Raw genomic sequence first — 14,334 nt, 5'->3', positions numbered from 1 at the left:
ATTTCTTTATTTTTGCGAGCATTCCAAATGAACAAGCGAACCTTTGGGACTTCGAATTATCATTTTACCCAATGGCAAAGGCTAACATTTGATCGTATGCCACCCAATAGATTACATTAGTCAGCAATCAAAACGATTATTGATTCAATATATAAATAACTGACAATCAATAGAAATATGACTAAAATATTGATTATCAACACGATATAAACTACCAAGAGAAGAAACCTACTGGTAGTGTTTTGGCGTGTAAATTGACTGAATATAATTTAGGGTGATATAACGTGAGTATTTTAGCTACAGAACAAGTAAGCCATTCCTTCCATGATCGATGGCTTTTCAAAGATTTACATTTCGGTCTCCAAAAGGGAGAACGTGTGGCCTTGGTCGGAATCAATGGCACAGGTAAATCAACCTTACTCGCCATTTTAGCAGAGCGAATCTTACCAACCTCAGGAAAAGTTGTAAAAGAAAAAGGTATAAAAATTGGTTTCTTAGAACAGGATCCTGATTTCACAGGATTAAAATCAATCAACGATTTTATTTATAGTACAGACAACGATCAACAACGTCTTATCCGTGAGTACGAGGAGCTGTTATTGGAAACTGATATCGATCAGAAAAAATTAGAAGATCTTACAGAAAAAATAAGTTCATTGAATGCCTGGGAGTATGAGCATAATATTAAGACGATTCTTAATCGTTTAAACATTATGGATTTCCATCAAGATATCAAAAGTTTATCAGGGGGCCAACGAAAACGCCTTGCGCTAGCCAAGCTTTTGATAGACGAGCCGGATATTTATATATTAGATGAACCCACCAACCATTTGGATATAGAGACTATTGAATGGCTTGAAAAACTACTAACAACAGGTAGCAAAACCGTTCTTTTAGTAACGCACGATCGCTACTTCTTGGATAATATCTGTACGGAGATTCGAGAGCTGGATAGGGGCAATCTCTTTACCTATAAAGGTAACTATTCTTATTTTCTAGAAAAGAAGTCGGAACGCGAAACTATTGATGCGGTTATGGTTGAGAAAAGCAGAAACCTACTTCGCCGTGAATTGGAGTGGATGCGTCGTCAACCACAGGCACGTGGTACCAAATCCAAATCACGTATTGAAGCATACTATGACTTGGAAGAAAAATCTAAAGCAATTAAAGGAAACGACTCGGTACAACTCAGTGTGAAAGTAAGCAGGCAGGGCTCAAAAATACTCGAACTAGAACATGTTGCCAAACGTTATGGAGCAAAAGAAATCATACATGATTTTTCATACACCTTTAAAAAAGGTGATCGTATTGGTCTAGCGGGAAAAAATGGTACTGGAAAATCAACCTTTCTTAATTTAATCACGGGAGAAGAAAAACCTGATACAGGGTCTATAGCGGTAGGGGAAACCACAGTATATGGCTACTATAAACAGGGCGGATTGGAAGTAAATGAAAACGATCGAGTATTAGATGTTGTAAAAAATATAGCAGACTATATTGAAATGGCAAATGGCGAAGTAATCACGGCTTCACAGCTGCTAACCCACTTTTTATTTCCTCCTGAAAAACAATTTGGTTTCGTTAACAAATTAAGTGGGGGGGAGAAAAAAAGACTTCAATTAATGCGTGTTTTAATGAAGAATCCAAATTTTTTAATTCTGGATGAACCATCCAATGATTTGGACATTGATACATTAAACGTGCTGGAAGATTTTCTTGACAACTACAAAGGAGTACTCATATTAGTATCACACGACAGGTATCTATTAGATAAATTGACGGATCAACTTTTCATTTTTGAAGGAAAGGGGATCGTGCAGATATACAACGGAAATTATGCCGACTTTAAACTTGAACAGGAAGAAATCCAAAAATTAGAAAAGGAAAAACAAAAAAAGATAACCCAGGAACAGGTAAAGCCAATTGTAAAAGAGGAAAAGAAAAAACTCTCGTACAAGGAACAATTGGAATATAACAAACTAGAAGAAGAAATCGAAAAACTGGAAACACAAGTAGCGTTAAAAACGGAGGAACTAAACCAGGTAACAGATCATCTAAAACTTTCTTCCTTAGCGGAAGAAATTCAATCTATCCAAAAACAGATAGACGATAAATCCGAAAGATGGTTATATCTTGCTGATTTTATGTAAAATTTCATCAGAGGTTTCACGTGGAACACAAAGAAAACGTAAATTTACAAAGAAATAAAAACACCACGTTTCACGTGGAACAAGAATAGAAAAATGTTTAAAAAATATAATGTAATTGTCGTTGGTGCGGGGCATGCCGGATGTGAGGCAGCGGCGGCAGCAGCTAACTTAGGTTCGTCCACTTTACTCATCACAATGAATATGGGAGTAATAGCGCAAATGAGTTGTAACCCCGCTATCGGTGGAGTAGCCAAAGGACAGATAGTAAGAGAAATTGATGCTATGGGCGGATATACTGGTATCATAGCAGATAAATCAACCATTCAATTCCGAATGTTAAATCTTTCGAAAGGTCCTGCCATGTGGAGTCCGCGGACCCAAAATGACCGAATGCGGTTTGCAGAAGAATGGAGATTACAACTCGAGTCTCTTCCTAATTTAGATATGTGGCAAGATACCGTAAAAGAAGTTATCGTAAAAAACGGAAAAGCTTGCGGTGTCATCACTTCGATGGGAATAGAAATAGAATCGGACGCCGTGGTACTGACCAATGGAACTTTTCTAAATGGTGTAATTCACATTGGGGACAAGAAATTTGGAGGCGGTAGAACAGGAGAGAAGGCTGCCACAGGTTTAACCGAGCAACTTGTTTCCCTTGGTTTCGAATCCGGGAGAATGAAGACAGGAACGCCACCACGTATTGATGGAAGAAGCCTTAATTATGCGTTAATGGAAGAACAGTGGGGCGATGAAAAAAGAGGGCGGTTCTCCTATACAGATGTAGAGATACCAACTGAACAACGCTGTTGTTGGATTACCTATACAAACGATAAGGTCCACGAAATGCTACGCACTGGGTTTGAAAAATCACCCATGTTTACGGGACGTATCAAAGGATTGGGACCACGCTATTGCCCTTCAATAGAAGATAAAATAAATCGTTTTGCCGAGCGTGAAAGACATCAGATATTCGTGGAGCCCGAAAGCTTCAAAACAGTAGAAATTTATGTCAACGGATTCTCCACCTCATTGCCAGAAGACGTACAATTGAAAGCTTTGCAATTGATCCCAGGCTTTGAAAATGCGAAAATGTACCGCCCAGGTTATGCCATAGAGTACGACTACTTTCCACCAATGCAATTGGATCTAACCTTAGAAACCCAATTGGTGAAACATCTATTTTTCGCAGGACAGATCAATGGGACAACTGGCTATGAAGAGGCCGCTGCTCAAGGTTTCCTAGCCGGGATAAATGCGCATCAACGTATCAATGATGATAAGGAACTTATTCTAAAACGATCCGAATCTTATATAGGTGTATTGGTCGACGACCTCGTAACAAAAGGAACTGAAGAGCCGTACCGCATGTTTACATCAAGAGCAGAACACCGTCTACTTTTACGCCAAGATAATGCTGATATTCGCTTAACCCCCTTAGCTTACAAATTGGGATTGGTAGGAGAAGAAAGACTCAAAAAAGTGCAAGACAAAATTGATAACTCCAATAAAATAATTGAGTATCTCAAACAAAATTCGACCAATGTCGAAAAGATGAATACCGTATTAGCCGAAGTTGGCTCAAGCGCACTTCCACAAAAAACAAGGTTGAGTAATGTTCTTGCAAGACCACAAGTTGGTATCCAAGATATTCTGAAAGGAGACGAAGGCTTTGCACACTATGTCTCCCAATTCGATAATGATACCATCGAACAAGCAGAGATCAATCTCAAATATGAAAGCTATTTCGATAAAGAGATGGAAATTGTCAATCGCATGAAGAAGATGGAAGATAGAGAAATTAATCCTGATTTTGACTACAGCCTATTAACATCGCTATCAATTGAGGCAAGACAAAAGTTATCTAAAGTTAAACCACGTACACTGGGGCAAGCTTCAAGAATCTCAGGCGTTTCGCCCTCTGATATCACTGTATTGATGGTCCATATGAGTTAAACAACTGAAAGCCAAATACTTATACACTAAACATCACAAAGCTTAAAATAAGCGATTTAAGACAATATTCTATTTTTTATGACAACTTCTTTAAGAGAAAATAAAAGTGGTTCAGAAAGGCTAAAAAGTAGCTTAAAAACAAGATTACTTATTTTAAGCATGTTTATTATGCTTATTGGCTTGTCCATACAATGTGCGAGCATACAACAGCCCACGGGGGGGCCAAAAGATTCTATTCCTCCGAAGATACTATTGGAAAGCCCTACGAATTTTTCGAAGAATTTTACAGCTAAAAAAATAGTGATCACGTTTGACGAGTATATCAAGCTGGCAAATCAACAAAAGGAATTCAGTATTACGCCAGACATGGGAAGCAATCCAGAATTCAAGGTGAAGAAAAAAAATCTAGAAATTACCTTACCTGATTCCCTAGAAAAGAATACAACCTACAGCATATACTTCGGTAAAGGACTAGTTGATTATAACGCTGGAAATGCATTGGTCAATTATGCTTACGTATTCGCGACAGGAGATAAAATAGATTCACTCAGTATATCCGGTAATGTAAAAAGTGCTATAACGAAAGAGGTCCAAAAGGATGTTAAAGTCTTGTTGATCCCCATTAGCCAAGACTCGATTTTTGGTAAAAAGAAGGCGAATATATTCACGACAACGGATACTGCAGGTAACTATAAACTAAACAATCTAAGAGAGGGAACTTATCGCATTTACGCACTTCAAGAAAAAAATAACGATAGAATCTATAATGGTGCTGATGAAGAAATAGGTTTCCTAAAAGACTCTATCGTGCTAGAGCGAGACTTGAGCAATATCAACTTGGAGATCTTCAAAGGAATCCCAAAAAAGTTTAGAACCCAAGAGAAGAAATTTGAAAAAAATGGAAGTATACTTCTTGTTTTTAATAGAAGAGTCGACAAGCCCAAACTTGATATCCTAAATGACGAAGTAAACAACAAGGATAAAAAAGTACGTTTTTCAAAGACATCAGACTCGGCTACTTTGTTTATTCCAAATTTAAAAATAGACTCCCTAAAGCTTGTTCTGACAGAAAATGAAAGACCATTGGATACCATTCTCATTAGAAAAGGGAATGTAAAAATAGAGCAGACAATTGAGCCTATTTTTACGCCAAATAATGGACGGGTCGATCGAATTACACACCTTCAGGTATCTGCTTTCACACCGATCAAAAATATCGATAAAACCAAGTTAAAATTCAAAGAAGACTCATTGGTCCGGACCAATTACCAACTAGCTGTAGATACAGCAAATACCAATATCTACCATATTCGCTATAATTGGAGAAAAGAGAAAAAGTACCAAATTGAGTTTACAGAAGGCGCTATAACAGGCTATTTTGGCGAACAAAACAAAGAGAAAAAGCTCGATTTGACCTATGACGATAGTGAAAACTATGGGGATCTGACATTTGATTTTACAGATCTAGATAGCAATACAACCTATTTGGTTGAGTTAATCAATGAGAAAAAAGATAAGGTCTATCGCGTCGACAAAATAAACATGAACAATCCGGCTGTTGTATACAAACAGTATCCTGGAGGAAAGTATAGTATACGTGTGATACGCGACGACAATGATAATGGAATCTGGGACACTGGAGATGTCGAAAAGAAAACTTTTCCTGAACCTGTTGTATATCTGAATAAAGTATTTACGATACGTGCTAATTGGGAACAGAAAGATAGTTTTTCATTGAGTGGCCTCAAAAAAAATTAATTGAGGCCATTCTAAAATAACTTATTTAATATTGCTAATTCGATTAAGCTAAAACCAGGAACTGTACAGAACATAATTATGTGGTAGCTTCTGCAATAGATCTTTCTGCTCTTCAGTAAGTGCTTTTATCTTTTTGGCAGGTACTCCAGCATATAGAAATCCCGATTCACAACGAGTATTTTCCAAAACTACTGCACCAGCTGCTACAATAACATTCGATTCAACAATCGCATTATCCATAACGATAGCTCCCATACCAATGAGTACATGATCTTCCAAAATACATCCATGTACCATAGCCTGATGCCCTATACTTACATAATTTCCGATCGTAGTACCGCATTTCTTATAGGTACAATGTATAACCGCTCCATCTTGAATATTAGTATAATTACCGATACGAATATAATTGACATCTCCGCGTATGACAGCATTAAACCATACCGAACAGTGATGTCCAATCTCCACATCGCCTACAATCGTTGAATTGGGTGCTAAGAAGCATTCTTCGGCTATCACCGGAGATTTATCCAAAACAGATAAAATAAGTGCCATATTCCTTAAAAAATTGTATCCTGTAATACTTCCGAATGTTTCGGATAGTCCGTTGTATAATGCAATCCCCTACTTTCTTTCCGTAACATAGCTGATTTTGTCACGATATAAGCTACTTGAATAACATTACGTAATTCACACAGTTTAACAGAAAGCCTTGTATTTCGATAAAATTCTTCGGTCTCCTCATACAAGAGATGTAGCCGTTTAAGAGCTCTTTCAAGCCTAAAATCGGAACGGACAATGCCAACATAGTCACTCATAATCTTTTGGCACTCGCGTAAATTATGACTTACTAAAATATCCTCATTTGAAAGAGAGGTTTTAGAGTCATCCCATTCGGGGACATCAACAATATGGTTAATCAATCCTATCGACTTTGTGGCGTCCAGGAAAATACGATGTGCATAAACAAGTGCTTCAAGAAGTGAATTAGAAGCTAATCGGTTTGCCCCATGCAGGCCAGTAGAAGAACACTCTCCGCAAGCATATAAGTTAACGAGGCTACTGCGTCCAAAATCATCCACATAAATTCCTCCACAGAGGTAATGCGCAGCCGGTGTAACTGGTATAAAATCCTTCGCCATATCCAGTCCGATCGAAAGACACTTTTCATAAATATTTGGAAAATGCTTGATAATATCTTCCTTATTCCGATGCGTGATATCAAGGTACACATAATCTATACCAGATTTCTTCATCTCGGCATCAATAGCTCTAGCAACGATGTCTCTTGGTGCCAAAGAAGCACGTTCATCGTACTCCTCCATGAAAGATTCACCATTGATCCTTCTTAAAATACCCCCAAATCCACGTACGGCTTCAGATACCAAAAATGCAGGAGAGTCCTTTGGATTGTATAAAGAAGTAGGGTGAAATTGCATAAACTCCATATTACGTACCTTACCTTTTGCCCGATACACCATAGCAATACCATCTCCAGTCGCAATAGTTGGATTTGTTGTACTTGAATAAACATGCCCTGCTCCTCCAGAAGCCATCACAGTAACCTTACTCAAAATCTTATCTACTAAATGTGATGAGGTATTAAAAGCATAAATTCCATAACAGGTAATGTCTTCCCTGTTCTTATCCACGTATTCCCCCAAATGATGCTGTGTAATCAAATCAATGGCAAAGTAATGCGTTACGATTTCAATGTTGGGATCACTATGTGCTTGCGCCAATAATGCACGCTCAATTTCATAGCCAGTTATATCTTTATAATGTAAAATACGATGAGCGGAATGTCCCCCCTCTTTTGCCAGATCATATAACCCCGATTCCTCCTTGTCAAATGATGTTCCGTATGAAATAAGTTCTGCAATCCGTTCCGGTGCTTCTCTCACTACGTTTTCCACAATTTCAACATCGCATAAACCATCCCCAGCAATCTGAGTATCAATGATATGCTTCTCAAAGCTATCTGACTTATCCACAACGGCAGCCACTCCCCCTTGCGCATATTTTGTATTAGACTCATCCTCATTGGACTTAGTGACTATCAATACTTTACCGAATTTCGATGCTTTTAAAGCAAAGCTTAATCCAGCAATACCTGATCCAATGATCAAAAAATCTACCTTTCTATCTGCCATATAAATTAAAATTCACAAACTATCCCCAAAAGTGACGATTCAAATTAACGAAAAATGTGGAAAACGTGTAAATAAAAGGTTAAATAAAAATGAAAAGTATTTAACAATTCACAAATCCCCTATTTGCAAGCCTTATTTCTAAAATTTTTCCGCACAAAAATCTAGAGATTTCCACATTTTCTAAACAAAAACTATTCAACAAAAATATATGGAAAATAAAAAATAAGATAATTTAGAATTTTAAAAATCAGGTCTTTAATGAATAAATTCTGTTGAAAAATTGTTGAAAACTCTATAAAAACCTAAAATCAAAATCGAAATAACCTAATTTATACCACTTTTCCACACCATAATAAACAATAAGAGATTTTCTATTTTAAATAATTAGTATTTATTGAAAAAAAAGATTGTGGAATACGTTCGAAAATCTTTGTTTAGTTTTGTCAAGTTCGATTAGAAGCGGTTAGATTTCGATATTCGGGAATTATAAAGTCCCCTATTGAAATATTTAATTCTAATTGAGTTTATTTTATTTTTTAAATTTCCTATTGACTTTTAAAGCGCTTTAGGATTGACTATTTATTTTATTTTTTTTTGTGTATGGATTTAATCTAGTTTCAGCGCGTTATTTATAATTTTTTTAAAAAAAATATAGGTTTAAGTCGTTTTATACTTGGATATTTTCCCGTGTGGGATCTTATTTCAATTTTATCGCTTTGTAACCGATAGAAATCGGATCAGAAAAGTTTTAATTCAAATTTGGATGCTATGAGATTTTAATATTTCTGTCTTTAGAGCAGATAAATTCTTTTATTGAATTCTAATAGTTGCTAATCTTTGCTTTTAAAATTGATATGAAAAAGGCAATTTAATTGATTTTGATATTTGGATTTTAAACTGTTTGAGGTTTGCTTATTTGCGTATTTTTTTCAAAAATATGTGAATTTTGCTTTCTCAACGAGGTAAAATTGGCGTCAAAAATTTCTGTACTTTATCAGCAAAGTTTTCAAAAATGGAAATTGAGAGGTATTTGGTTATTGGAATTTTTTATTCCTGGATCTGCCTGTTTATATTCAGATTTGGCTACGATATTTGTTTGGTTTTCGCGGGATTGAATTTTAAACAGAATCTCAAGGCGATTGTTTAAAAATATACCTGTTTAGAATTGGATATTTTTTAAAAATTTGTTTTCAGGGCTTTTTAATACATTCTATGGCCTTAAATAGTAAATTTTTTAAGATCTAAGTGAAATTCGAAGATTGACTTGTTAATAATTTTGGAATGCAGATAATTTCTTCAAATAATTTATTGCAGAACAAACAATCTTACTATATTTGCAGCCCAACATCGGCTAAATGGAGGAAATATCTAAATTTAGATCAGTGACATTAGAATATTTTGGATTATTGCTATCTGGCAATTTTTTAGATCATTCTCAGGGTTTATTTTTCTAAAATAAAGCTCTTATAGATTGAATATATTTTGTTGATTCGTTATTTGTATGGGATATTTAATTCTAAGCGAGTTTGTCGTTTTTAAAGCGCTTTATCAGTTGCATATTTAGTATTTTTTTTAATATTATCTATGTATTTGAATGTCAAGTACTATAATCCGCAAATTTTATAATTTCCTAAATTTTGAATAATTTATTTTTATTTTATATGAATTAATATCTTTTAAGTTATACATTTTGAGTTTATTGTAATTTATGCGATAGTTATTGCCAGATGATTATTCTAGCGGTATATACGCTCCGATTGTGTTATATTGAGTTTAGAATAGAGCTATTTAAAGGATTTCTATCCAGATACAAGGTATTATTAACTTTATTTTGTGTTATTTCGACTGAATTTGTGATTGCTATAAAATTTCCTGTAATTAGATAGCAAAAAAAGTTATATTAAGCTTCTTAGAATTAAATAAAGGCACTATTCTAGATCAAAGCGGTCAATTTTTAATTCTCATCCAGTTTATTTTGGATACTATACACATTATTTTAGTCGAATTTCAATTTGCGGGAATTAGTGCCTTTTAAAGTCGCTTCTACTCGACTCATTTGATTTTTTTATAAATATCTAATTCTTATCGTGTTTATTCTGAATTATTTTATTCAACCCTATTAGGCCTGATCCGATAAATTTATCCCTGTTATATTCCTATATTCATTTTTACAGGCTAATAATACTTATATATGCTATTCTCGACGGGTTTATTTTGGAAATAATGCCTTCTATTGGTTATTTGCGGCGTATTATGATTTAGGAAAATTGATTTTGGCCCTACGCTGGTCATCGTTGCTGTATGAGTTGGCAAGTGAGAATATATAAACTTCAGCTACTCGCGATTAGAATGCCATATATTGGTTAGGCAGTGATAAAATATGCTATAGACGATTCTAAGAGCCTTTATTTAATTTTCGGTGCTATTTTTATGCTTTCAGTGCTGCACGTATACACAATTCTGTCAAAATTTGCCAAAATAAACCCGCTGAGAATTTGATATAAAATTATACATCAATCCAAGATTTATTAATCTATCCTATACGGCCTCAAAAACGTTTTCTTATCTGAAATGTTAATAAATAAAGCTTCCTTTTGTGCCATATTTTTCATTGTTTTGTAATATGCCTAAAAACGTTTCTTAGGCTACGAAAGTAAGTTATGGATGAAACTGATTTTCGAAGATCGAAATAATGTGAAATAAACCCTTTCAGTTTTTGTTATAAACGAAGAGCTTGAATAGTTTTCCAAATATCCAAGTCTAAAAGAGTTTATATGGACATAATACTGTGAGATTAAACTGAATGTAAATTAATTTAACTATTAATACTTGTAAATGTTTATTTTGCATGATCAATACATATTTTGCTGTCAGTTCTACAAGATCATGGAATGGGACAAAAGTTACCATTGTTCGATCAAATTTACAAACTGACATTATCCAATGAGCTCGACGTAGCAAACACGTTGTAATCTGTTACTAATTAATAATAGGTTTTATATCAGTGTTTTATTCACTATAATCTACTATGGATCAAATGGAAGCGAGAGCTGTATTACCACGACTTGATTAATTTGCTTTTAATTGACTTTTATATATATAACAATGCTTATTTTTGCTGTTCATAAAAGTTGAAACTACTCGCATGGAAATTGTAAATTATGAGCTTCAAGCAAAAGGTTATATCGATGCTCCGATTGATCCCTCACTGGATTTGATTAAAGAGATCCAACGCTTAAAGAAAGAAAAGAAGGCTGTCATCTTGGCTCACTATTATCAAGAGTCTGAAATACAAGATATAGCAGATTATATAGGAGATAGTCTTGGCTTATCGCAGGAAGCTGCGAAAACCGATGCAGATGTAATTGTTTTTGCTGGAGTACATTTCATGGCTGAGACGGCTAAAATACTTTCACCGACGAAGAAGGTTCTTTTGCCAGATGCTAAAGCCGGTTGTTCATTGTCAGATTCATGCCCACCACATCTTTTTGCTAAATTTAAAGAGCAATATCCTGATCATTTGGTGATTACCTATGTAAATTGTACGGCTGAATTGAAAGCTCTTTCAGATATTGTATGCACATCAAGCAACGCTGTTCAGATTGTTGAGAGTCTTCCGGAGGATCAGAAAATCATTTTCGGTCCAGATCGCAACCTGGGTGCATATGTTAAGAAGAAAACAGGACGTGACCTGGTACTTTGGAATGGAGCTTGTATGGTGCATGAAATTTTTTCTCAAGATAAAATTGACCGTTTGAAAAACGAGCACCCCGAGGCTAAGTTTATTGCCCATCCAGAGTGTGAAGATCATATACTCGCGATAGCTGATTATGTGGGATCGACTGCTGGAATGCTTAAATTTACCCAAACAGATAAAGCCCAGGCTTATATTGTTGCTACAGAATCAGGCATTCTTTACCAAATGCAAAAAGCAAGTCCACATAAGACTTTTATTCCTGCTCCTCCTAATAATGCCTGTGCATGTAATGATTGTCCGCATATGAAGCTTAATACGCTTGAAAAGCTATACAACTGTCTAAAGTATGAGTCCCCTGAAATTCTTCTTCCTGAGGATGTGATTCTTCGTGCACAACGTCCTATTGAACGTATGTTGGAAATATCAGCGCGCTTAGGACTATAGATTTGTTGTATTTTTGCTACGATTAGCTATCGTAGATTATTGATTTTTAACGTAATACAAACAATTTTTATGAATGTTTGTCCTAGCTTGTAATTAAGACGCTTAGCTGGATAAGCATATAAATTCATTGGACTTATAGCTATACTTGTTTTGTAATGCCATCTTAATGCATCAGTCAAAGATGATTATCCGGCATTACCTATATTAAACTTTTAAACTTTTTAGCATGTTTGATTTTGATAATACCGAGCGGACCAATCTAGAGGAAATGGGCGAGTTTGGACTGATTGATTATATAAGTAAGGCTGTTGAATTGACAGAGAAATCCACTGTGAAGGGGATTGGGGATGATGCGGCTGTTTTAGATTTCGAAGGTAAGAAGACTTTGGTATCGACTGATCTATTGTTGGAAGGGATTCATTTTGATCTTAGGTATGTACCATTAAAACATTTAGGTTATAAAGCTGTTCAAGTCAATTTGAGCGATATTTATGCGATGAATGGAATAGCTTCTCAAATTACCTTTTCAATCGGTATGTCCTCTAAATTTCCATTAGAAGCCGTAGAGGAAATTTATCAAGGAGCTTTGATTGCCTGTAAGAAGTATAATGTCGATTTAATCGGGGGTGACACTTCGGCTTCAGCACAGGGGCTGGTTATTTCTGTGACAAGTATAGGCTATGCTGATGCAGATCAGATCGTTTATCGTAGTGGAGCACAGGAAGGAGATCTATTGTGTGTGTCCGGTGACCTCGGTGCAGCTTATATGGGCTTACAACTCTTGGAACGTGAGAAAGAGATTTATTTAGAAAATCCGAATGTACAACCTGATTTGGAAGGAAAGGATTATATCGTTGAACGCCAATTGAAACCTGAAGCCCGGAAAGACATTGTTGAATTATTTGCCAAGCTAGGGATCAAGCCCACAGCGATGATGGATATTTCGGACGGGCTTGCATCTGAAATTCTTCATATTTGCCGACAATCAGATAAAGGATGCCGATTATATGAGGAAAAAATTCCATTGGATCAGATGACTTATGATACGGGACGGGAATTTGGCATTGATCCAACCGTAGCTGCACTTAATGGTGGTGAGGACTATGAGTTATTGTTTACAATAGCGCAATCGGATCACGATAAAATTAAGAATTTACCTGATATTAGTATTATTGGTTATATGACGCCAAGATCGGAAGGTTGTGAGATGATTTCCAAATCTGGGAATCTTTATCCGATAACGGCACAAGGCTGGAATGCATTTAAGAAAAAAGATTAATACGAAAAAGACCTGTTCAAAACAGGTCTTTTTTTATGCTTCTTCCTCCTCAAACAGGAGTTCCTCCGTCTCATTTGGATCTCTTTCACCTACATTGAAATTGTTATAGCCTAAGCCCACTTCGATCTGTAATAATCGCTGCTGGAGCATTTCGAGAATCGCTAAAAAGTTATAGACGAACTGTATTTTATTTTCTGAGTTTTTAAGAATTTCTTGAAAATCTAATTTTTTATTGATTTCAATCAGTTCGGCAATTGCTTTCTTCTGTTGTTCAATGGTGTATGGATATTTGACAACTGTATGGGTTACTTCAGGGGGACGATTACGGAATTGATACATCATTTGCTCGTAAATCATCATTAGACCATAGAGGTCGAAGCTATCCAAATTTTCTCCGGTAGAATCTAATTTTAGTCTTTGTTGGATATCATAGCGTATGTTGCCTCGGCTGTATAGTTTGAGACGATTTTCTTCCAAGACTCTCAATTCTTCACAGGTCTCTTTAAATTGCTTATAGAGAATAAGTTTTTGAACAAGATCTTCTCTAAGATCGATTTCATTTTCATTGTCGTCCAGATCCAGACGAGGTAATAGCATTTTAGCTTTGATACGCATCAGTGTAGAAGCAACAAAGATAAACTCGCTTGCCATTTCCATATTGAGCGCTTGCATTTGGCTCACATACGATAAAAAATCATCTGTAATCTTTGAAATCGGTATATCGTGGATATTTAGTTCATCCCGTTCGATAAAAAATAATAATAAATCAAAAGGTCCCTCAAATTGAGGAAGCTTGATTTCGTAGCCTTCTTCTACTTGCATATCTTATACAAATTTACATATAAAATCTTTTGGAATAACTTCGATACAAACTATTCATTATTTTATTTGTTGTTCATC

8 protein-coding genes are annotated in these 14,334 nt (G+C 35.5%); 5 read left to right on the top strand and 3 right to left on the bottom strand.

Translation table 11 applies throughout. The features are described 5' to 3' along the window. The first annotated feature begins 284 nt into the window (after window positions 1-284). The 3 genes from B3600_RS20270 (at window position 285) to B3600_RS20260 (ending at window position 5,861) form a co-directional block, all read left to right on the top strand. The gene (locus B3600_RS20270) at window positions 285-2,150 is read left to right on the top strand and encodes an ABC-F family ATP-binding cassette domain-containing protein (protein ID WP_286735531.1); all 1,866 of its coding nucleotides are present in this window, start codon (window positions 285-287) and stop codon (window positions 2,148-2,150) included. 93 nt (window positions 2,151-2,243) lie between these two features. Beyond that, complete coding sequence (gene mnmG / locus B3600_RS20265; protein ID WP_286754211.1) at window positions 2,244-4,103, top strand: tRNA uridine-5-carboxymethylaminomethyl(34) synthesis enzyme MnmG; 1,860 nt, start codon at window positions 2,244-2,246, stop codon at window positions 4,101-4,103. A gap of 78 nt (window positions 4,104-4,181) precedes the next feature. Beyond that, a complete protein-coding gene (locus B3600_RS20260) occupies window positions 4,182-5,861 on the top strand; it encodes an Ig-like domain-containing protein (protein ID WP_286754210.1) in 1,680 nt (559 codons plus the stop codon). A 48-nt stretch (window positions 5,862-5,909) separates the two neighbouring features. Here B3600_RS20260 and B3600_RS20255 read toward each other — a convergent pair whose 3' ends face one another. Together B3600_RS20255 and nadB are read right to left on the bottom strand one after the other, a co-directional pair. Further along, window positions 5,910-6,416, bottom strand: coding sequence for a gamma carbonic anhydrase family protein (locus tag B3600_RS20255; protein WP_070562667.1), 507 nt, complete (start codon window positions 6,414-6,416; stop codon window positions 5,910-5,912). A gap of 5 nt (window positions 6,417-6,421) precedes the next feature. Then, the gene (gene nadB / locus B3600_RS20250; RefSeq protein WP_286754209.1) at window positions 6,422-8,014 is read right to left on the bottom strand and encodes an L-aspartate oxidase; all 1,593 of its coding nucleotides are present in this window, start codon (window positions 8,012-8,014) and stop codon (window positions 6,422-6,424) included. Between the two features lie 3,145 nt (window positions 8,015-11,159). Between nadB and nadA the strand changes: the two genes are divergently transcribed. Next, window positions 11,160-12,155 carry a quinolinate synthase NadA gene (gene nadA, locus B3600_RS20245; protein WP_286754208.1) on the top strand — a complete coding sequence of 332 codons (996 nt, stop codon included), beginning with the start codon at window positions 11,160-11,162 and terminating at the stop codon, window positions 12,153-12,155. 226 nt (window positions 12,156-12,381) lie between these two features. Next, on the top strand, window positions 12,382-13,434 hold the full coding sequence (gene thiL, locus B3600_RS20240) for a thiamine-phosphate kinase (RefSeq protein WP_070562660.1): 1,053 nt from the start codon (window positions 12,382-12,384) through the stop codon (window positions 13,432-13,434). A 33-nt stretch (window positions 13,435-13,467) separates the two neighbouring features. Here thiL and B3600_RS20235 read toward each other — a convergent pair whose 3' ends face one another. Then, window positions 13,468-14,256 carry a segregation and condensation protein A gene (locus B3600_RS20235; RefSeq protein WP_286754207.1) on the bottom strand — a complete coding sequence of 263 codons (789 nt, stop codon included), beginning with the start codon at window positions 14,254-14,256 and terminating at the stop codon, window positions 13,468-13,470. Window positions 14,257-14,334 lie beyond the last annotated feature (78 nt).

It is taken from the genome of Sphingobacterium sp. UBA2480, from assembly GCF_002341965.1.
GTDB lineage: Bacteria > Bacteroidota > Bacteroidia > Sphingobacteriales > Sphingobacteriaceae > Sphingobacterium > Sphingobacterium multivorum.
This window is presented reverse-complemented; position numbering and strand designations above follow the sequence as displayed.

What these genes read in the sequence shown, in the direction of transcription:
- mnmG (WP_286754211.1), top strand. Translation starts at nt 2,244, where the DNA reads ATGTTTAAAAAATATAATGTAATTGTCGTTGGTGCGGGGCATGCCGGA.
- B3600_RS20260 (WP_286754210.1), top strand. Translation starts at nt 4,182, where the DNA reads ATGACAACTTCTTTAAGAGAAAATAAAAGTGGTTCAGAAAGGCTAAAA.
- B3600_RS20255 (WP_070562667.1), bottom strand. Translation starts at nt 6,416, where the DNA reads ATGGCACTTATTTTATCTGTTTTGGATAAATCTCCGGTGATAGCCGAA.
- nadB (WP_286754209.1), bottom strand. Translation starts at nt 8,014, where the DNA reads ATGGCAGATAGAAAGGTAGATTTTTTGATCATTGGATCAGGTATTGCT.
- nadA (WP_286754208.1), top strand. Translation starts at nt 11,160, where the DNA reads ATGGAAATTGTAAATTATGAGCTTCAAGCAAAAGGTTATATCGATGCT.
- thiL (WP_070562660.1), top strand. Translation starts at nt 12,382, where the DNA reads ATGTTTGATTTTGATAATACCGAGCGGACCAATCTAGAGGAAATGGGC.
- B3600_RS20235 (WP_286754207.1), bottom strand. Translation starts at nt 14,256, where the DNA reads ATGCAAGTAGAAGAAGGCTACGAAATCAAGCTTCCTCAATTTGAGGGA.